The sequence below is a fragment of the Xanthomonas sp. BRIP62418 genome, assembly GCF_003993495.1.
Classification (GTDB): Bacteria; Pseudomonadota; Gammaproteobacteria; order Xanthomonadales; family Xanthomonadaceae; genus Xanthomonas; species Xanthomonas euroxanthea.
The window spans coordinates 42,650-62,590 of sequence record NZ_QEZG01000021.1; the positions used below are offsets into that span (position 1 = coordinate 42,650).

The window sequence follows — 19,941 nt, forward strand, 5'->3', positions numbered from 1 at the left end:
TGGCCACGCGTGCAGGGTGTTGCGTGCAAAAGCGCGCAATGCGCACGGGTCACCCGTCTTCAACGGCACAGAGGCAACGATGGACACAGCAATCGGGTACAGCGGTGGTTGCCAATGCGGTGCGGTGCGTTTCCACGTGCGCGGCCGGTTGTCGGACGCCTCGATCTGCCACTGCCGCATGTGCCAGAAGGCCTTCGGTGCGTATTACGCGCCGCTGGTGTCGGTGCGCGGCGCCGAGTTCGCCTGGACACGCGGCGAGCCCCGGCGCTTCGCGTCTTCGTCGCTGGTGCAGCGTGGATTCTGTGCCGACTGCGGAACGCCGCTGACCTACGAGGCGCCCGACGGCCTGGCCATTGCCGCCGGCAGCTTCGACACGCCCGCGTTGCTGCCGCCGGTGATCCAGTATGGGGTCGAGGGCAAACTGCCGTTTGTCGACACATTGGGCGCGTTGCCGGCCCATCGCACCGAGGACGACCCGCAGGCGCCGGCGTTTCTGGCTGCACTGGTGTCGCGCCAGCATCCGGATCACGATACCGACCGCTGGCCTGCGTGACCCTGGCAGCCGCAACGGCGTTTGTCGAGCTGGCGCGTTGAACTGCGCGTCGCGGCGACGGCCACTTCCGTTGCGCCGCGACTGGCATGTGGTGCTCGTAGCCAGGGTCCGGCCGTGACGTGGCAGGCCGCAGGCCCTACCATTCTCCCTTTATCGCTTCGTATTCCCGCGCAATGAGCAAGCAGAATCAGTGGATCGTCGGCGTCAACGCCGTCGCCTCGTCCGTCGAGAACGACGCCGACAACGTGCGCGAGGTATTGATCGAGGCCGGCAGCAAGAATCCGCGCCTGATCGAGATCGAGGAGCAGGCCCGCCGCAAGGGTATCGACGTGCGCCGGGTCAACACCCAGGCACTCGATGGCGTCGGTGGCCAGGTGCGCCACCAGGGCGTGGTCGCGCGTTATGCGGCAGCGCGCCTGTGGGCCGAGAACGAGCTCGAGGCGCTGGTGACCGCGGCCGAGGGACGCGCGCTGCTGCTGGTCCTCGACGGCGTGCAGGACCCGCACAATCTCGGTGCATGCCTGCGCAGCGCTGCCGCCGCCGGCGTCACGGCAGTGGTCATTCCCAAGGACAAGTCGGCCACGGTCAACGCAACCGTGCGCAAGACCTCGGCCGGTGCGGCCGACCGTATTCCGGTGGTTGCGGTGACCAATCTGGCGCGTTGCCTGCGCGATCTGCAGAAGCAGGGCGTGTGGCTGTACGGCCTGGCCGGCGAAGCCGAGGCCTCGCTGTACAGCGTGGACCTGCGCGGCAACGTCGGGCTGGTGCTTGGTGGCGAGGCCGATGGCCTGCGGCGTCTCACCCGCGAGCACTGCGACGGCCTGGTCAAGATTCCGATGCCGGGCGATATCGAAAGCCTCAACGTGTCGGTGGCGGCCGGCGTGACCCTGTTCGAAGCGGTACGCCAGCGCCTGGGCGCCTGAAGCGGCGACCGAAACGACTGCGCTCACCGCTAGGTGGGCGCGGAAGCGGCCGATGCCCTGACTCGGCATGCGCCAACGTGCACTGCGCTTGCTGCGCGTCGCCCGCATCCAGCTGGCGACTGTTCGCCCTGTGTTGCAAACCACTTTGAATTGCACGTGCGTGCCAATGGCGAACCGCGCAGGTCGATCGGCATGGCGAGATCGCGCGTGCGGCGCGGCGCGATCCGCGCACTCACGCAGCAGCCGATCTGCGCAAACCATGGCGCCGGTGCACTTGCCGCTGCAGTGCCGGGCGCGCAGGTAGCGCGCTGCATATGACTTTCGTCCAGGCATGTGGAGATCCACCGGCGCGCGTGCCCGTTTTTGCCTACCATATCGCCAGCGAACGGCGTGTTATGTCTGATGAGAGATGGGGCGGGGGCCTGGTCGACGGGCGAGAACGGATGCGATGCCAAGGCGTCGGCACGGGGAGACAAGCGGCCGCAGCGCTGGCTCGGCGCCGTTGTCTGCATGCTGCTGGCGCTGTGCTCGCTCGCGGCACTGGCTGCACCGGCCGGCACGGCGCCACTGCGCGATTACGCAATCGACAGCTGGAGCTCGCGTAACGGCCTGCCGCACAACTCGCTGCGCGATATCGCCCAGACCCGCGACGGCTACCTGTGGTTCGCCACCTGGGAAGGGCTGGTGCGTTACAACGGCCTGGAATTCAGCATCATCGACCGCAGCACGCGTCCGGGCTTGCCCGACAACGGCGTCGGTGCCTTGTACGTCGACCGCGATGGTGCGCTGTGGCTCAGCGATGCGCGCGGCAATCTGGTGCGTCATGGCAGCGATGGGCAGTGGCGGCACTGGCAGCGGCAAGGGCAGTGGCCGCAGGCGCTGATCCATGCGATGACCATGGATGCGCGTGGTCGCATGTGGCTGCTGTTCGAGGGACACGGGCTGGGCTGCCTGTGGCCGGATGGGCGCTTTGAGTACTTTCCGCCGCGTGATGGCGTGCCGCTGCAGAGCAGCTTTCCGCGCATGGCGTTCGATGACCAGGGCCGGCTGCTGATCGGCACGCTGGACGGCCTGATCTACCGCGAACCGGACGGGCGCATGCATCGTGCCCCGGCCGCATTCGGCCTGCCGCCAGGGCTGGCATGGCCGTACCGCGCAGCGGACGGCACGCTGTGGGTCGTCGCCGGCGAGCAGCTGTACCGGCTGCAGGGCGAGTCCGCCGAATTGGTGCATCGTGTGCCCGGGCAAGGCCACTTCACTGCGATGCTGCAGGATCGCCACGGCGACCTGTGGCTGGGCAGCGAAAATCAGGGGCTGCTGCGCATCGGCAGTCATGGGGTGGAGCACTTGCCGGCCGGTCGCAGCCTGCCGACCGGGCGCATCGTCAGCCTGCGCGAGGATGCCGAAGGCAGCATCTGGGTCGGTGCCAACGGCGGGCTGTTTCGCCTGCGCGAAACCCTGTTCAGCAGCTACAGCCAGCGCGATGGCCTGAGCGGCGACTACGCCCGTGCCGTGCTGGAAGACCACGACGGCAGTCTGTGGATCGCCGGCACCGCCGGCCTGGATCGCATGCTGCCGGACGGACGCATCGTGCCGGTGGCGGTGGCCACACCATCCGGGCGCAAGCTCTCGGTGCTCAGCCTGGCGCTGGATCGGCGCGGCGATCTGTGGGTGGGCACCTATGCCGATGGCGTCTTCGTCTTGCGCAACGGACGTCTGCTGCAACATTACGGCGATGCCGAGGGCATTCCCAGCGGGCATATCCGCGCCATCGTGACCGAAGACCCCGGCGTGGTGTGGCTGGCCACGCAGCGCGGGGTGGTGAAGCTGGTCGACGGCAGGCGCCAGTCCCTGGCCGTCGAAGGCCTGCCCGACGGGGTCGTGACCGCACTGGCCAGCATCGATGGCGCGCTGTGGATCGGCTCGGTCGACGGCGCGGCGGTGCTGCGCAACGGAAAGCTGCAGCAGCTGGATCTGGAAGCCCAGGGCGGCGCGCGGAGTGTGTTCGGTTTTCAGCGCATCGGTGACGCTGTCTGGATCTCCACCGATCGCGGCCTGTACCGCATGCGCAACGGCAGGCTCGCACGCGTGGGCCTGGAGCAGGGCATGCCGGTCGATACGGTGTTCCAGCTGGTCGACGACCGATTCGGCAACGCCTGGATCAGCAGCAATCGCGGCGTGCTGCGCACGCCACTGACGCTGCTCGACGCGGTTGCCGATGGACGCGGCCGGCTGGTCATCGAACGCTATGGCGAGATCGACGGCATGGGCAACGCGCAGGCCAACGGCAGCTCCGGGCCGAGCATGATCAAGCGTGCCGATGGCTCGATCTGGGTGGTCACAGCCGGCGGCGTGAGCACGGTCGACCCGGCGCGCCTGCAGCGCTTTCGCGAGCGGCCCGCACCGCCTGCAGTGATCGAGAGCGTGCAACAGGACGCACGTCCGCTGACATGGCGGCAGCAGGCACGGCTACCGGGCGGGCATCGGCTGAACGTGTCCTACGTCGGCATGAGCTTCCTGCTGCCGGAGCGCATCGAGTACCGCACGCGCCTGGAAGGGCTGGACAACGACTGGATCGAGCGTGGCCGGCAACGCAGCGTGGAGTTCATCGGCCTGCCGCCGGGACGCTACCGTCTGCATGTGGCAGCCCGTCATCCCGGCGGTGCCTGGAGCACGCACGAGGCGATGTGGGCGTTCGAGGTGCTGCCGCTGTGGTGGCAGCGCCAGGACGTGCGCCTGGCCGCGGTGCTGGGTGCGATTTTATTGCTGGCGCTGGTGTATCGATTCCTGTTGCGCCGCTACAAGACCCATAACGCGCGCCTGGCCGAACTGGTGCGCATACGCACCGAAGATCTGCAATTGCAGGCACAGCGCCTGCTGCAGGCCAACCAGGAAAAAAGCGAGCTGCTGACGCGGCTGCGCATCAAGTCCGACGTGTTCGAGCGCCAGGCGCACGAGGACGCCCTGACCGGGCTGCCTAACCGCCGGCATTTCGACGAGGCGCTGGCGCGCGACATCAGCCGCGCACGCCGCAGCACGCGCCCGTTGGTGCTGGCGATTCTGGACATCGACCACTTCAAGCGCATCAACGACCACTACTCGCACGCCAGCGGCGATGCGGTACTGCACGACGTCGGCGTGCTGCTGACGGCCGCCGCGCGCGCATCGGACCTGCCGGCACGCCTGGGCGGCGAAGAGTTCGCGCTGCTTCTGGCCGATACGACGCTGGACGATGCGCAGGCGCTATGCCAGCGCATCCGCGAGCTGTTCCATGCGCGCCACGACTGGGGCGGCGTGGACGGCCTGCAGGTGACCTTCAGTGCCGGCGTGGCCGAGTTGCGCGATGACGACACCGGCTCATCGCTGATGCAGCGCGCCGATCAGGCGCTGTATCAGGCCAAGAGCGCGGGGCGCGACCGGATCTGCGTGGGTTAGGTGCTGGGATTGGGGAGTCGGGAATCGGGAATCGGGAATCGGGAATCGCAGAGCAAGGTGCCTGGCGCTTTCCTTCTCCTGCGGGAGAAGGTGCCCGAAGGGCGGATGAGGGCACGGCCACACGGCGGCGCCACTAACTGCTGATTTCTCGAGCAGGAAGCCTCGCTGCTCTTGCGATTCCCCAATCCCGATTCCCGATTCCCGGCTCGATCAGCCCGCGCTAGGCCCCGGCCACGCATTGGCAATCGTGCAGAACAGCCGCGCGGTCTGTTCGGTGTCGTAGACCGCGCTATGCGCGTCGGCGGCGTTCCAGTCCAAGCCCGCGGCTTGTGCCGCGCGCGCCAGCACGGTCTGCCCGTAGGCCACGCCGGCCAGGGTCACGGTGTCGAACACGCTGAACGGATGGAATGGATTGCGTTTGTGGCCGACGCGCGCAACCGCAGCGTTGAGGAAGTTCAGATCGAAATGCGCGTTGTGCCCGACCAGGATCGCGCGCTGGCAGCCGTACTTCTTCACTGCCGCGCGCACCGGTGCGAACACGTGGTCCAGCGCGTCCTTTTCCTGCTTGGCGAAACGGAACGGATGGTCGAGCACGATGCCGGTGATCTCCAGCGACTTCGGGTCGATCTCCAGCCCCGGCGCCGGCACCAGATGTGCGCTGGCGGTCTCGCCGGGGAAGAACCGCCCGTCGGCATCCATCTCGATCGGCACGCAGGCGATTTCCAGCAAGGCGTGCCTGTTCCAGTCGAATCCTCCCGTTTCCACATCCACCACCACGGGCAGGTAGCCGCGAAAGCGCCGCGACATGGGCAGGAAGGAGGGGGCAGGTGGCAGGTCGACCGGTGCGTTCATCGGCATAGCCTAGCAGGTCGCACGACCGACCCGATCGTGGCAGTCGGCAGCTTGCCCGCACGTCCGCACTGGCGATCGGGCAAACAAAAGCCCGACCCGTGTTGCCACGGATCGGGCCCGATAACCTCGCATCGCAAGCACTGGCCTCAGCGGGCGGCAACCACACTTGCGATCAGGCCGGTGGCCACTGCAATCAGCACGTAGTTGTTGTCCACGCGGCGCCACTCGTGCCCGCGCTGCGGCGCATGCAAATGATGCTTGCGGTAGTCGGCCACGCGCGTGCCGCGATGGTCCGGTGCCAGACGTTCGCCGCGCCGATAGGGCGGGCCACGACGATCGTTGCGGTGGTCGTCGTTGTGCGCGCCAGGGCGGTGGTCACGCCTGTCATCGTGCCTGTCGTCGCGATGCTCATCGCCACGGTCCGGACCACGCGCGTCGTGGTGCTGCGCGCGCCGATCGCGGTCGTCATGCTGTTGCGGTGCAGCGAACGCTGCACCGGACGTCAGCAGCGACACAACCATGAGGGATCCGATGATGCGTTTCATCTGCGTACTCCTGCGTCACAGGAACAGCCTGTGTGATTGCACCCTAGGCGCAATTTGCTGAATACGTAATGATCAGGGCCTCTGCGCGTGTTCGCAGCGTGCCTGCAGGTGTCGCAGGCCGGGGGCGGATCAGATGACGCCGGTGGTGCTGGTGTCGTCGCGCTTCAGGCGCGGCGGCAGCGGCTGCTCGCCATGGACCAGGAACCACACGTTCTCGGCGATATTGGTGGCGTGGTCGCCGATGCGCTCCAGGTTCTTGGCCATGAACAGCAGGTGCGTGCACGGGGTGATGTTGCGAGGGTCTTCCATCATGTAGGTCAGCAACTCGCGAAACAGCGCGGTGTATTGCGCATCCAGGCGTGCATCTTCATCGCGTACGCGGATGGCCGCATCGGCATCCTTGTTGCGGTATGCCTGCACCGCCTCGCGCACGGCGTCGGCCGCCATCTGGCCCAGTGCACGCAGGCCCACCGTCTGCGGCAGCGGCGGTGCCGAATTGAGCGCGATCGAGCGCTTGGCGACATTGGCCGCGTAATCGCCGATGCGTTCGATATCGGCCGGAATGCGCAGGCCGGCCAGGATCTCGCGCAGGTCGCGCGCCATCGGGCCACGCAACGCCAGCCGCATCACGTCGTGGCTGATCGCATGCTCCAGCGCATCGATCGCCTCGTCGTTGACCACGATGCGATGTGCGGCGTTGTCGTCGCGACGTTCCACCACATCCAGTGCGGCTTCCAGCTGCGCCACCGCCGTGTCGCCCATGCGCACGATCTCGGCGACAAGACGGTGCTGCTCCTCGTCGTAGCTTTTGACGATATGGTCGTTGAGGTGCTGGTTCATCGTGGTCTCGATTCGTGGCGGTGGTGGGTGTCCGCCTTCACCTTGGCGACATCGCAGGTGAGGGGGATGTCGTGCCGGGCAAGGGCGCGGCGAAGCGGCGTCGATGCGGGATGCGGCGCCCGCCTTACATCAACCGAAACGACCGGTGATGTAGTCCTCGGTCTGCTGCTTGGACGGCTGGGAGAAAATCGTTTCGGTGCGGTCGTGTTCGATCAGGTCGCCCAGATACATGAAGGCGGTGTAGTCGGACACGCGCGCGGCCTGCTGCATGTTGTGGGTCACGATCACGATGGTGTATTCGCGCTTGAGCTCTTCCACCAGTTGCTCGATGCGGCTGGTGGAAATCGGATCCAGCGCCGAGGTCGGTTCGTCCAGCAGCAACACATCCGGCCGTAGCGCCACGGCGCGTGCAATGCACAGCCGCTGCTGCTGGCCGCCGGACAGGCCCAGCGCGCTTTGCCCCAGCTTGTCCTTGACCTCGTCCCAGAGCGCGCCCTGGCGCAGCGCCTGCTCGACACGGTTCTGCATGTCGGCCTTGGACAGTTTTTCGTGGTGACGGATGCCGTAGGCGACGTTTTCGAAGATCGTCATCGGAAACGGCACAGGCTTCTGGAACACCATGCCGACCTTGCTGCGCAGCCGGTTCATCGGGTACTTCGGCGAGAGGATGTTTTCGTTGTCCAGCAACACTTCGCCGCGCGCCTCCATCTTCGGATACAGCGCATAGATGCGGTTGAAGATGCGCAGCAGGGTCGACTTGCCGCAACCGGACGGCCCGATCAACGCGGTGACGCGCTTTTCCGGAATCTCGATGTTGATGCCCTTGAGCGCGTGGTACTTGTCGTAATAGAAATCCAGGTTGCGTGCGGCCACCTTCACCGGCGCCTGTGCGGTCGGTGCCCCCTTGGCGGCCGGAACGGCGATGCGATGCATCGGCATGGCGTTTTGGAGATCGTTCATGTGGGGTGTCCGGAGGGAGAGGTCAGTCATTGGAGATCTTGTTGCGCAATAGCAGGGCACGCGCGCCCAGGCTCACCAGCAGCACGAACACGGTCAGCACCAGCGCGCCGGACCAGGCCAGGGTCTGCCAGGTCTCGTAGGGGCTGCCGGCGAACTGATTCATGATCACCGGCACGCTGGCCATCGGCTGGAACACATTGCTGTTCCAGTACTGGTTGCCGAAGGCAGTGAACAGCAATGGCGCGGTTTCGCCGCTGATGCGGGCCAGGGCCAGCAGGATGCCGGTGAGGATGCCGGCCGAGGCGGCGCGATACAGCACCTGCACGGTCACCTTCCATTGCGGAATGCCCAGCGACAGCGCCGCTTCGCGCATCTGCGCCGGCACCAGGCGCAGCATTTCGTCGGTGGTGCGCACCACCACCGGCAGCACGATGAAGGCCAGCGACAGCGCGCCGGCAAACGCGGAGAAGCGCCCGCCGGTCTGCATCACGTACAGCGTGTAGACGAACAAGCCCAGCACGATCGACGGTGCCGACAACAGGATGTCGTTGACGAAACGCACCACCAGCCCGGCCTTGCGTGCATTGCCGTACTCGGCCAGCCAGGTACCGGCGGCAATGCCCAGCGGCGTGCCGATCGCCAGTGCCAGGCCGCACATCACCGCACTGCCGAAGAAGGCGTTGAGCAGGCCGCCTTCCTGCATCGGCGGCGGTGTCATCTTGGTAAACAGGTTGACGTCGATGCCTGGCACGCCCTTGGACAACAGGGTCCACAGGATCCAGGCCAGGAAGAACAGGCCGAACACCGCGGTGACGCACGACAGCAGCAGGGCGATCGCGTTGGTCACGCGGCGGCGGTTGTACAGTGATTGCGAGACCGAGGACATCAGTTGCCCTCCCGACGCGACAGCTGCATCAGCATGAAACGCGCGATCGCCAGCACGATGAAGGTCACGATAAACAGCACAAACCCCAGCAGCAGCAATGCCGAACGATAGGTTTCGGTGGCCTCGCCGAAATCATTGGCGATCAACGCGGCGATGGTGGTGCCGGGCTCCAGCAGCGACGGCGACAGCCGCACCGTGTTGCCGACCACGAACGCCACCGCCATGGTCTCGCCCAGCGCACGGCCCAGGCCCAGGAACACACCGCCGATCACTGCGGAGCGGGTGTAGGGCAGCACGATGTCCCAGCTGACTTCCCACTTGGTCGACCCCAGCGCGTACGCCGATTCCTTCAGGCGCGTCGGCACGGTCAGGAACACTTCGCGCATCACCGAGGAGATGAACGGAATCACCATGATCGCCAGCACGAAGCCTGCGGTCAGCAGACCGATGCCCAGCGGCGGGCCCTGGAACAACGGGCCGATCAGCGGCAGCGTGCCCAGGTGATCGTTGAGCCAGGGCGTCACGTGCTCGGTCATCACCGGCACCAGCACGAACAGGCCCCACATGCCGTAGATGATCGACGGGATGCCGGCCAGCAGTTCGATCGCAGTGCCGACCGGGCCACGCAACCAGCGCGGCGCCACCTCGGTGAGGAAGAATGCGATGCCGAAACTCACCGGCACCGCAATCACCATCGCAATCAGGGCGGTGACCAGGGTGCCGTAGATCGGCGCCAGCGCGCCGTATTTGTTTTCCACCGGATTCCAGTCGGCGGAATAGAAGAAGCTCAGGCCCTGCATCTGCAAGGCATGGCGTCCGCCCCACAGCATCGACAGCGCGGCGCTGCCGAGCGCCAACAGGACGAAAACGACCGTGGCGGCCAGCGCAAGCTTGAACAGGCGATCGGCACGCGCATCGCGCAGGTCGCGGCCGCGCGGGGCGGTCATCGCTTCGGGAATGGCGGTGGCATTCATTCGATTGGACTCGTCACCCGCGCAATCGCGGGAGCGTGAGACAGCAGGAACGGCGAGGCGCCCGCAGGCACCTCACCGCAGCGCATCCCGCCACGACAGCGGGTGCAGGGCATCACTTGAACTCGCTGGCCCAGTAGGCCTGGATCTGCTGCACCAGCTCCGGCGGCAGCGGCACGTAATGCAGTTCGCTGGCCTGGGCCTGGCCGTTGTCCAGCGCCCACTTGAAGAAGTCCAGCGTCGCCTTGCTGCGCGCCGCATCCTTGGGCTGTTTGTGCATCAGCATGAAGTTGGTCGCGGTGATCGGCCAGGCCTTCTCGCCCGGTGCGTTGGTGATCACCAGGTTGAAATCCTTGGCGTTGGCCCAGTCGGCGCTGGCCGCAGCGGCGGCGAAGCTTTCCGCGTTCGGCTCCACCCACTGGCCGGCGGCATTCTGCAGCGAGGCGTACGGCATCTTGTTCTGCAGGGCGTAGGCCAGTTCGACATAGCCGATCGAGCCCTTGATCTGCTGCACGTACGAGGCGACGCCTTCATTGCCCTTGCCGCCGACGCCGCCGGGCCACTGCACCGAGGTGCCTTCGCCGACCTTGCTCTTCCACTCCGGGCTGACCTTGGACAGGTAGTTGGAGAAGTTGAAGGTGGTGCCCGAGCCATCGGAGCGATGCACCAGGTTGATCTTGGTGGCCGGCAGGGTCACGCCCGGATTGGCCGCCACGATCGCCGCATCGTTCCACATCGTGACCTTGCCCAGGAAGATGTCGCCCAGCAGCGCGCCGGTCAGGCGCAGCTTGCCCGGTGCGATGCCTTCCAGGTTCACCACCGGCACCACGCCGCCGATCGCCGACGGGAACTGGCCCAGGCCGGCCTGCTGCAGTTCGGCGCTGTCCAGCGGCTTGTCGGTCGAACCGAAGTCCACCGTGCCGGCCTTGATCTGCGCGATGCCGCCGCCGGAGCCGATCGACTGATAGTTCACCTTGTTGCCGGTGGCGGCGTTGTAGTCGGCCGACCACTTGGAGACCAGCGGATAGATGAAGGATGCACCGGCGCCGGAGATCTCGGCGCTCTTGCTGTCACTGGCGGTGGCGCCCGCGCTGGGCGCGCCCTTAGCGGTATCGCCGGACTGCGCATCCTTGCCGGGCGAGCAGGCGGCCAGGGCGAGGGCGATGGTGAGGGACAGGGCGGTCAGGCTGGCCGACTGCAGTTTCATGGAAGCTCCGAGGCTGGATTGGCCGGGGGACCCGGCAGACCACGCTATGAAATGATGTTTTTGTTACACGTGCATGACAGTGCCTTTTGGAGAAGGCATCACAAAAAAGACGCGACCCCCGTGGGGCCGCGTCCCGGTACCGACGCCGGGGAGAGAGACGGCGTCGTTCCTGTTGCTGTGCGTGGCGTTACTTGGGCAGGTTCTTGGCCCAGTAGCCTTCGATCTGGGTCACCAGGCTGTCCGGCAGCGGCACGTAGTCCAGCTGCTTGGCCTGCGCATCGCCCTTGCTGTAGACCCAGCGGAAGAACTCCAGCGTGTTCTTGAGGCCGGCCGGGTTTTTGGGCTTCTTCTGCACCAGGATGAAGTTGGTCGCGGTGATCGGCCAGGCGTTGTCGCCGGAGGCATTGGTCATCACCAGGTAGAAGTCCTTGCTGTTGCCCCAGTCGGCGCTGTTGGCGGCGGCGGCGAAGGTCTCGTCGGACGGCTGCACGAACTTGCCGGCGGCGTTCTTCATCGCGGTGTAGGCCATCTTGTTCTGCAGCGCATACGACAGCTCGACATAGCCGATGCCGCCCTTGATCTGCTTCACGTACGCGGCCACGCCCTCGTTGCCCTTGCCACCGATGCCGGTCGGCCACTGCACCGCGGTGCCTTCGCCGACCTTGCTCTTCCAGTCCGGGTTGACCTTGGACAGGTAGTTGGTGAAGTTGAAGCTGGTGCCCGAACCGTCGGAGCGATGCACCACGGTGATCTTGCCCTCGGGCAGCTTCACGCCCGGGTTGAGCGCGGCGATCGCCGGGTCGTTCCAGGTGCTGACCTTGCCCAGGAAGATGTCGCCCAGGGTCTTGCCGTCCAGTTTCAGGGCGCCTGCGGCCACGCCGGGCACGTTGACCACCGGCACCACGCCGCCGATCACCGACGGGAACTGCGCCAGGCCGGCAGCGGCCAGTTCTTCCGGCTTGAGCGGGGCATCGGACGAGCCGAAGTCCACGCTGGCCGCCTTGATCTGGGCAATGCCGCCGCCCGAACCGATCGATTGATAGTTGACCTGCTTCTTGGTGGCCGCGTTGTAGTCGGCCGACCACTTGGACATCACCGGGTAGATGAACGAGGCACCGGCGCCGGTGACATCGGCGGCCTCGGCGCACAAGGCCAGCGAGGCGGTGAGCACGCCGACGGCCAGACGGGTCTTCAGAGAGTGGATCACGGAACAGCTCCTGTAGCGAAGGGATGAGGACGTCCCGCGGTCGCGCCATTGCAGGGCAGGGGCATGACCGCGCGGTGTCCGGGAGATGACATGCAGATGACGGCGTTGCGGCCGGGCGCATTGCCGGGCCAGGCGGGTCGCCGCCATGGCGCGCTCACAGCAGCGCGGCAGGGCGGCCGGATCGATCGCGCACTTACCAATAGAACTGCGCACGTGCCTCGATGATCGACGGGTTGTCGTCGACCAGGCCACGCGTGGCGCTGTTGTAGCGGGTGCTTTCCACCTTGGCGTAGTCGAGTGCGAACTTGAAGTTGGAGCGCCAGTACCAGTTGGCACCGACCGTCCACACGTCCATCTTGCCGCCCAGCACGCCGTCCACGAACGGGGTGGTGCCGTTGGAGACCAGGTGGCCGTCGTTGAGGTCCAGGGTGTCGTAGCGCACTGCCAGCTGCCACATCCCCGAGGCCGGCGCGTTCGGCAGCGGGGTGGTCGGCACGCCGGCCTTGTAGCCCCAGGTCTCGCCGGTGATGTTCCAGACACCGCTGACGTACCAGCCATCACTCTTGTAGTCGTTGGCGTTGTTGCCGATGCGCTTGGCGTTTTCCTGGAAGAACTCGCCCTGCAGCTTGAACGGGCCGGTGATCCACATCGCCTCGGCTCCGGCCACACCCACGCTGTCCACGTTGGTGATGGCGCCGCTGTCGATCAGGCGCACCGTGGTCAGGTCGGCGTCCGGGCGCGCGCGCAGGCGCAGGGTGTCGTCGTCGGTGTCGTACCCCAGGTAGCTCAGGCCAACGTGCAGCACATTGCCGCTCTCGTTGATCGGCGCCCAGGTGCCGCGTGCGCCGTAGCCGCTGCCATGTGCCTGGTTGCGGGTCAGTTCGCGGCCGAACGCGCTGGCGGTGATGCTCCAGTCGTTGTCGCCCATTCCGTAGGCCACGCCGAGCCGGCGCGAGATGCCGTAGGTGTTGGTCACTGCGGCCTTGGAGACGAAGTCGTTGTTCTTGGTGCTGGACAGCTCTTCCAGGCTGTTGGGCTGCTTGAACTGGCCGATCTGCAGATAGTTGTTGGCGTTGCCGGCGAACTTGTACTTGATGTTGTTGTCGAGGAAACGCCCGGTGCTGCGGATGGTGGTGCCGCGGATGGTGACCTCCTTCAGCACGCTCGGGTCGTAACCGGCCACCCATTCGAAATTGCCCGGGCCCTTGCCCTTGAGCACCAGCTCGGCACGGCGGATGCTGAATTCGGAATTGTCGCCATTGGCTCCGATCGGGCCATTGAGATCCTGCACATCGTTGTGGAACCAGTTGCCATCAGCCTGGACCAGGCCTTCCAGCGACATCTCCGAGCCGCCGATCACGTCGATGGCGATTTCGGCATGCGCGGCGGGTGCGGCCAGCGCCAGCAACAGGGCAGCGCCCAGCAGGGTGGGAGAAAGTTTCATATGTGCCTTGCGACCTGAGAAAGTGAGCGCAGGCTATGGCGTGAAAGTTGCGTTAATGTGACAACTTCGGATCGCGTTGCAATCTGATTTTTGTCAACAAAGACAAAGATTTACGCGTGTTTGTCTTTTGTCAGTGTGTGTCATGAGTCTGAACGGGCTGCCTCGTATGACAGATGTGACAGTGGCGTGGTTCACCGTTTCAGCGAGCTCAAGCTTATTGCGACCTGAACCAACCAGGTGGAACGGCGGCGTATCAGGCGCTTTGTGCGTCGCACCACTTGCACAGGCGCGTTCTAAATTGTTAGTTTCGAGGCCATGTTTCCCCGATTCCTCCAATTGCTGTTGGCCTGCCTGCTCGCGCTCACTGCGTGGTCGGCGGCCGATGCGCACGACCGCATCCACGATGCGCTTGTGGGCGATGGCGTGGCGGTGATGGCGGATGCTGGTGAAGAACGCGACGCAGCCGATGATCTGCAGGATGATGGGGACGCACAGACCCAGGTCGATACGCACTCTGCAGACGACATCCCCTTGCTCTCCCAGGCATGGCCGGTGGTCGCACGTTATTTCCCCTCCTGGTACGCGCATTACGCGCCGGCAACTCAAAAACGCGACCTGATCCCGCAACTGCGTCCTCCCAACGCAGCGCGCGCCTGATCCTTCGTTAGTCGCGTCAACCGGTGCAGCGCACCGGCTTCCTTTGATTTGTTCGTCTTTGCAATTCGCGGCCTGCGCCGCGGATGGCCATTCGTTGCCTAGAGGTATCTCCCATGGAAAGTTTGCTAGAAGGTTTTCGTCATTTCCGTAAGGAAGTGTATCCGCGCCAGAGTGCGCGCTTTCAGGAACTGGCCGGCGGCCAGAGTCCGCACACGTTGTTCATTACCTGCGCCGACTCGCGCGTCATGCCGGAGCTGATCTTCTCCGCACAACCGGGCGAATTGTTCGTCTATCGCAATATCGGCAATGTGGTGCCGCCTTACTCCCAGCACGTCAGCGGCGTGGTTGCGGCGATCGAGTACGCCATCGCCGTACTGGGCGTGCGGCATATCGTGATCTGCGGCCATACCGACTGCGGCGCGATGAAGGCCGTGCTCAAGCCGGAATCGCTGGAGGACGTGCCGTCCGTGGCGGCCTGGCTCAAGCACACCGATGCGGCGCGTCACGTCACGGCCCATCACGGACACGACCCGCACAGCCAGGAAGCGCTGAGCTGCATGACCGAGGAGAACGTGGTCTCGCAGCTGGACCATCTGCGCACGCAGCCGGTGGTCGCCGCGCGTCTGGCGGCCGGTACCTTGCGCATCCACGGCTGGATCTATGACATCGCCCACGGCGAGATCCGCGCCTTCGATGCCGAGAAGGGTGGCTTCCGTCCGTTGTTGGCGGACAACACCCCCGAAGCCACCCCACGTCCGCGACTGCAGCAAGTCGTGCGCGCCGAACTCGCCTGACGGAGCACATCATGAACACATCAGGTATCGGCGGATATTTCCGCCAGGGACTGTTCGGGCGTGATTTGCTGTCGTCTGTCGTGGTCTTCCTCGTCGCACTCCCGTTGTGCATGGGCATTGCGATCGCTTCCGGCATGCCGCCGGCCGCAGGCCTGATCACCGGCATTATCGGTGGACTGGTCGTCGGCTTTCTGGCGGGCTCTCCTCTGCAGGTGAGCGGACCGGCCGCCGGCCTGGCTGTGTTGGTGTTCGAACTGGTCCGCGAGCACGGCATTGCCGCACTGGGTCCGGTGATCCTGGTGGCGGGCGCGATTCAGCTGATCGCTGGTCTGTGCCGCGCAGGCGTGTGGTTCCGGATGACATCGCCGGCCGTGGTGGCCGGCATGTTGTCGGGCATCGGCATCCTGATCGTGGCCTCGCAGGCGCATGTGCTGATGGACGCCGCTCCCAAGGCGCGCGGTCTGGAAAACTTCGCTGCATTGCCGGCCGTGGTGTGGCAGGCAATCACCGAAGGCACCGGCCGTACCGCGTTGTTCGTGGGCCTGGCCACCATCGGCATCATCCTGGCCTGGGACAAGCTGCGTCCGCAGCGTCTGCGCTTTTTGCCAGGTGCGTTGATCGCGGTAGTGGTGGTCACGGCGACGGTGCAGTTGCAGGGCCTGAACGTCAACAAGGTGGACGTGCCGACCAATCTGTTCTCGGCGATCAGCATCCCCAGCGTCGCGGACATCTTCGGCGTGTTCAATGCGACGTTGCTGGTGTCGGCGGTGACCTTTGCCTTCATCGCCAGCGCAGAGACCTTGCTGTCGGCGGCGGCGGTGGACCGCATGCATCAGGGCGCGCGCACGCAGTACGACCGTGAGCTGGCGGCGCAGGGCGTGGGCAATATGCTGTGCGGCTTCCTGGGCGCATTGCCGATGACCGGCGTGATCGTGCGTAGCGCGGCCAATGTGCAGGCCGGGGCGGCCACGCGCATGTCCACGGTGCTGCATGGCGGCTGGTTGCTGGTCTTCGCAATGCTGCTGCCGTGGCTGTTGCGGATGACGCCGGTGGCATGTCTGGCCGGCATCCTGGTCTACACGGGCGTAAAGATGATCAAGATCGGTCAGGTCAAGGAGCTGGCGACCTATGGTCGTGGCACCGCGGCGATCTATCTGGCGACCACCTTCGCGATCGTGGCGACCGACCTGCTGACCGGTGTGCTGATCGGCTTCGGCCTGTCGTTGTTCCGTCTGGCACTGCATTCATCGCGCCTGAAGGTGGACGTGCGTGAGCACGAGCACAAGAAGGACGAGATGCATCTGACCCTGCAGGGCTCGGCAACGTTCCTGAAGGTGCCGGCGATGGCGCGCACGCTGGAGAGCGTGCCGCCGAACACCGCCCTGCATCTGGATGTGGCCAAGCTGCATCACGTCGACCATGCCTGCATCGAGTTGTTGCGCGACTGGAGCCGGAATGCGGCCTCGCGCGGCTGCGAGCTGGTGGTGGACTGGAAGGAGCTGGATCGACGCGTGGAAGGCCAGCCGGCGGTGGAAAGCGTGCTGGTCGAACAGCGCGTCGAACAAGCCAAGGCGGCGTAAACCTGCTGCAACGCCCGGCGCTCGCGCCGGGTGAACTCTATCGTGACCGGGTGATGCATGGCGCCGCAAGACGCATCATCTGGTCGCGATTTTTTATGGCCGGGAATCGGGATTCGGGATTGGGGAATCGGAAAAGCCAGGATTGGCGGTGCTGAGGTGCTGATACGGCAGGCCTGGTGCCCGACTGAGCGCTTGCAGTTGCGATGGTTTTGTTAGTTCGTGTCAGCCATGTTGATTCGGATTGCGTCAGCTTTTGGGAGTTTTTGGCCGTTCGGCGGGTGCGGGGGTCTTGTCGCGGTAGCGGCACAGGTCGTGGATCACGCAGCCTGGGCAGTCGGGCTTGCGTGCCTTGCAGACGTAGCGGCCATGCAGGATGAGCCAGTGATGTGCGTCGTGCAGGAACTCGGCAGGAATGACCTTGACCAGCGTGTCTTCGACCGCGCGCACGTCCTTGCCCGGCGCAAGACCGGTGCGGTTGGCGACGCGGAAGATATGCGTGTCCACCGCCATGGTCGGCTCGCCGAACGCGGTGTTGAGCACGACGTTTGCGGTCTTGCGGCCGACACCGGGTAAGGCTTCCAGCGCGGCGCGATCGTGCGGTACTTCGCCGCCGTATTGCTCCAGCAGGATCCTGCAGGTGGCGATGACGTTCTTGGCCTTGGCATTGAACAGGCCGATGGTGGCGATGTAGCGCTTCAGGCCTTCTTCGCCGAGATCGAGAATGTCACGCGGGGTATTGGCCACCGGATACAGCTTGCGGGTGGCCTTGTTGACGCCGACATCGGTGGCCTGTGCCGACAGCAGTACCGCGATCAGCAACTCGAATGGCGTGGTGTATTCCAGCTCGGTGGTCGGGTGCGGATTGAGCTCGCGCAACCGCGCGAACATCTCCTGTATTTCAGGCTTGCGCATGAGGTTGCCGCGCCTTGCCGGCGGGGTCTGACGGATCGCGTTCATGGCGGTGCGCCGCCAGCGGCCTTGGCCTTTGCGCGCGCCAGGATGGCTGCGGCCAGCGGCGGTAATGCGGCTGCGGCGGGTTGGCTGGGCGCCGGTGCCGGCGTTCGGCGTGCATCGCGTTCGGCAGCACGACGTTGCAGGCGCGCGGCGCGTGCGCGGTAGCGGTCGCGGGCGGCCCAGGCATCGCGCAGCCGCTGTTGTGCGGCAAGCAACACCGCGCGCAGCTGCGGGCAGGCCGGATCCAGCAGGTCGTCGCCCGGATCGGGCCGATACTCCATCAAACCCAGTGCCAACGCACGATCGAGATCGTCGGCGTGTACGCAGTCGAACAGCTGGAGGGGCAGGGGACGTGCTGCCGGGTTGGGGTCGAACGTCATGGCAAGCCGATCAGCGATTGAGAAAGTGCGCGGGGCGTTTTTCGAGAAACGCGCCGGTGCCTTCGCGCATGTCGTCGCTGGAAAACAGCAGCGCAAATTGCGCGGTTTCCAGCTGCAGGCCTTCTTCGATGGCGCATTCGCCACCGAACACCACCGCATCCAGAATGCCGCGCAGCGCGAGCGGTGCGGCGACGGCCAGACGCTGTGCCACGGCCAGGGTGTCTTCCTGCAGGGCTTCCGGCTCGACCACGCGGTTGACCAGGCCCAGTTGCAGCGCACGCGGCGCATCGATCGGCAGACCGAGCAGGCACAGCTCCAGCGCCGCCGCTCGCCCGGTCAGACGCAATAGCCGTTGCGTGCCGCCGAAACCGGGGATCAGGCCGAGGTTGATCTCCGGCTGCCCCAGGCGTGCGGTGGATGCGGCGATACGCAAATGGCAGGCCATTGCCAGCTCCAGCCCGCCGCCCAGCGCAAAGCCGTTGACCATGGCGATCACTGGCTTGGGCATGCGCTCGATCCGGCGCATCACCTGCTGGCCCAGCAGCGAGAACTCGCGGCCCTGCATCGCCGACAGCTCGCGCATTTCGGCGATGTCCGCGCCGGCGACAAATGCCTTGGGGCCTGCGCCGGTCAGGATCACCACGCGGATGTGGTCTGCGCTGGCTGCCTCGGCAAAGGCATGATCCAGTGCCCGCAGCGTTTCCTGGTTCAAGGCGTTCAGTTTGTCCGGTCGATTGACCGTGATCGTCCGTACACTGGCGTGGTCGGCGATCAGAATGACGTGATTGGACATGGAAATCCTTGCGAACGTAAAAAATTAGTAAATACGGAACTTCCGAAAGCCTTGCTGGTCCTAGCTTTCGTGATAAGTAGCGGTTCGGTATCGCGGCCGCTATCCTAGCGCGTCATCTCAGGCGGCAGACCCGTCCTGTGCCACCACCCTGGAGAATTGTTTGATGAAGTTGCGTTCTATCGCGGTCGCTGTGGCGGCCCTGGCCCTGACGGGCAATGCACTGGCCCAGGACACGACGTCCGAGAAGGGCAAGTTGAGCTACTACTTCGGCTATGACTACGGCAACAATCTTGCCGAGCTCACCGGTCGCGGCGAGCAGCTCGACATCAACTCGGTGGTAAAGGGTCTGCAGGACGCCTATGCCAAGAAGCAGCCGGCCATCACTGCCGACCAGCTGAAGCCGGCCGTCGAAGCGTTCCAGAAGCGTGAGCAGGGCCGTGCCCAGCAGGCCAAGGCCGAGTACGACAAGGCCGCTGCGGCCAACAAGACCAAGAGCGACCAGTTCCTGGCCAAGAACAAGGGCACCGCTGGCGTGCAGACGCTGCCCAGCGGCGTGCAGTACCGCGTGATCGAAGCCGGCAAGGGCGCCAAGCCGACCCAGGCCAGCACCGTGCAGCTGGAAGTGGCTGGTCCGTTCCCGTTCGGCGACCGCGAGAAGGCACGTCCGGCGCAGCAGATCCCGGCCATCAAGGTCAGCGAAGTCGAAATGCAGGCCATGCGCGACACGCTGCTGCAGATGCCGGCCGGCTCCAAGTGGGAAGTGACCCTGCCGCCGGAGAAGGCCTACGGTGCCGATCCGCGCACCCCGTTCCCGCCGAACGTGGCTGTGCAGTTCGAGATCAAGCTGGTCAGCGTCAAGTAATTGCATTGGATGTTGCTGTGACAACGCCGGCCACCAGGCCGGCGTTGTCGTTTGGATCCAGCGGCCAAGCGCGAGAGGATGGACGAACGGCGTGACGA

General features: G+C 65.5%; 19 protein-coding genes and 1 other RNA gene. 8 read left to right on the plus strand and 12 right to left on the minus strand.

Annotation, left to right across the window (positions count from 1 at the left end):
- Positions 1-79 precede the first annotated feature (79 nt).
- The 4 genes from EO174_RS01365 (at position 80) to EO174_RS01380 (ending at position 4,911) form a co-directional block, all read left to right on the plus strand.
- Positions 80-553 carry a GFA family protein gene (locus EO174_RS01365; RefSeq protein ID WP_126941751.1) on the plus strand — a complete coding sequence of 158 codons (474 nt, stop codon included), beginning with the start codon at positions 80-82 and terminating at the stop codon, positions 551-553.
- A gap of 173 nt (positions 554-726) precedes the next feature.
- Complete coding sequence (gene rlmB / locus EO174_RS01370) at positions 727-1,476, plus strand: 23S rRNA (guanosine(2251)-2'-O)-methyltransferase RlmB (RefSeq protein WP_126941753.1); 750 nt, start codon at positions 727-729, stop codon at positions 1,474-1,476.
- A gap of 67 nt (positions 1,477-1,543) precedes the next feature.
- A non-coding RNA gene (locus EO174_RS01375) (sX9 sRNA) lies at positions 1,544-1,618 on the plus strand.
- A gap of 260 nt (positions 1,619-1,878) precedes the next feature.
- Positions 1,879-4,911, plus strand: coding sequence for a ligand-binding sensor domain-containing diguanylate cyclase (locus EO174_RS01380; protein ID WP_126941754.1), 3,033 nt, complete (start codon positions 1,879-1,881; stop codon positions 4,909-4,911).
- Positions 4,912-5,121: 210 nt separating this feature from the next.
- Here EO174_RS01380 and rnt read toward each other — a convergent pair whose 3' ends face one another.
- The 9 genes from rnt to EO174_RS01425 all read right to left on the minus strand — a co-directional run bounded on the left by rnt (position 5,122) and on the right by EO174_RS01425 (position 13,823).
- Positions 5,122-5,769, minus strand: coding sequence for a ribonuclease T (gene rnt, locus EO174_RS01385; RefSeq protein WP_104582773.1), 648 nt, complete (start codon positions 5,767-5,769; stop codon positions 5,122-5,124).
- Positions 5,770-5,909: 140 nt separating this feature from the next.
- Positions 5,910-6,308 carry an RcnB family protein gene (locus tag EO174_RS01390; RefSeq protein ID WP_104648422.1) on the minus strand — a complete coding sequence of 133 codons (399 nt, stop codon included), beginning with the start codon at positions 6,306-6,308 and terminating at the stop codon, positions 5,910-5,912.
- Between the two features lie 129 nt (positions 6,309-6,437).
- A complete protein-coding gene (gene phoU, locus EO174_RS01395) occupies positions 6,438-7,148 on the minus strand; it encodes a phosphate signaling complex protein PhoU (protein ID WP_005994733.1) in 711 nt (236 codons plus the stop codon).
- Between the two features lie 129 nt (positions 7,149-7,277).
- Positions 7,278-8,108 (minus strand): phosphate ABC transporter ATP-binding protein PstB, encoded by an 831-nt coding sequence (gene pstB / locus EO174_RS01400; RefSeq protein ID WP_104582775.1) that lies wholly within the window; start codon positions 8,106-8,108, stop codon positions 7,278-7,280.
- Between the two features lie 22 nt (positions 8,109-8,130).
- Complete coding sequence (gene pstA, locus EO174_RS01405) at positions 8,131-8,994, minus strand: phosphate ABC transporter permease PstA (protein ID WP_039511726.1); 864 nt, start codon at positions 8,992-8,994, stop codon at positions 8,131-8,133.
- Positions 8,994-9,968 (minus strand): phosphate ABC transporter permease subunit PstC, encoded by a 975-nt coding sequence (gene pstC, locus EO174_RS01410; RefSeq protein WP_006450306.1) that lies wholly within the window; start codon positions 9,966-9,968, stop codon positions 8,994-8,996. Before pstC ends, pstA begins: the two co-directional genes overlap by 1 nt.
- 112 nt (positions 9,969-10,080) lie before the next feature.
- The gene (pstS, locus tag EO174_RS01415) at positions 10,081-11,172 is read right to left on the minus strand and encodes a phosphate ABC transporter substrate-binding protein PstS (protein ID WP_104648424.1); all 1,092 of its coding nucleotides are present in this window, start codon (positions 11,170-11,172) and stop codon (positions 10,081-10,083) included.
- A 187-nt stretch (positions 11,173-11,359) separates the two neighbouring features.
- Complete coding sequence (gene pstS / locus EO174_RS01420; RefSeq protein ID WP_164740043.1) at positions 11,360-12,379, minus strand: phosphate ABC transporter substrate-binding protein PstS; 1,020 nt, start codon at positions 12,377-12,379, stop codon at positions 11,360-11,362.
- 193 nt (positions 12,380-12,572) lie between these two features.
- Positions 12,573-13,823, minus strand: coding sequence for an OprO/OprP family phosphate-selective porin (locus EO174_RS01425; protein ID WP_126941756.1), 1,251 nt, complete (start codon positions 13,821-13,823; stop codon positions 12,573-12,575).
- Positions 13,824-14,159: 336 nt separating this feature from the next.
- Here EO174_RS01425 and EO174_RS01430 point away from each other — a divergent pair, with 336 nt between their 5' ends.
- The 3 genes from EO174_RS01430 to EO174_RS01440 all read left to right on the plus strand — a co-directional run bounded on the left by EO174_RS01430 (position 14,160) and on the right by EO174_RS01440 (position 16,854).
- A complete protein-coding gene (locus tag EO174_RS01430) occupies positions 14,160-14,480 on the plus strand; it encodes a hypothetical protein (RefSeq protein ID WP_181116173.1) in 321 nt (106 codons plus the stop codon).
- Positions 14,481-14,593: 113 nt separating this feature from the next.
- Complete coding sequence (locus EO174_RS01435) at positions 14,594-15,274, plus strand: carbonic anhydrase (RefSeq protein WP_016902474.1); 681 nt, start codon at positions 14,594-14,596, stop codon at positions 15,272-15,274.
- 11 nt (positions 15,275-15,285) lie between these two features.
- Positions 15,286-16,854 carry a SulP family inorganic anion transporter gene (locus EO174_RS01440; protein ID WP_104582779.1) on the plus strand — a complete coding sequence of 523 codons (1,569 nt, stop codon included), beginning with the start codon at positions 15,286-15,288 and terminating at the stop codon, positions 16,852-16,854.
- Positions 16,855-17,100: 246 nt separating this feature from the next.
- On the opposite strand, the gene nth is transcribed toward EO174_RS01440, so the two are convergent.
- From nth to EO174_RS01455, 3 genes are read right to left on the minus strand one after another with little or no spacing between them, the layout of a single operon-like run.
- Positions 17,101-17,811, minus strand: coding sequence for an endonuclease III (gene nth / locus EO174_RS01445; protein WP_119132251.1), 711 nt, complete (start codon positions 17,809-17,811; stop codon positions 17,101-17,103).
- A complete protein-coding gene (locus EO174_RS01450; protein WP_104582781.1) occupies positions 17,808-18,188 on the minus strand; it encodes a hypothetical protein in 381 nt (126 codons plus the stop codon). Before EO174_RS01450 ends, nth begins: the two co-directional genes overlap by 4 nt.
- Before the next feature lie 10 nt (positions 18,189-18,198).
- Positions 18,199-18,981, minus strand: coding sequence for an enoyl-CoA hydratase-related protein (locus EO174_RS01455; RefSeq protein WP_119129097.1), 783 nt, complete (start codon positions 18,979-18,981; stop codon positions 18,199-18,201).
- Between the two features lie 163 nt (positions 18,982-19,144).
- Between EO174_RS01455 and EO174_RS01460 the strand changes: the two genes are divergently transcribed.
- Positions 19,145-19,843: an FKBP-type peptidyl-prolyl cis-trans isomerase N-terminal domain-containing protein gene (locus EO174_RS01460; RefSeq protein ID WP_016902469.1), complete on the plus strand. Its 699-nt coding sequence runs from the start codon at positions 19,145-19,147 to the stop codon at positions 19,841-19,843.
- The last annotated feature ends 98 nt before the right edge of the window (positions 19,844-19,941 follow it).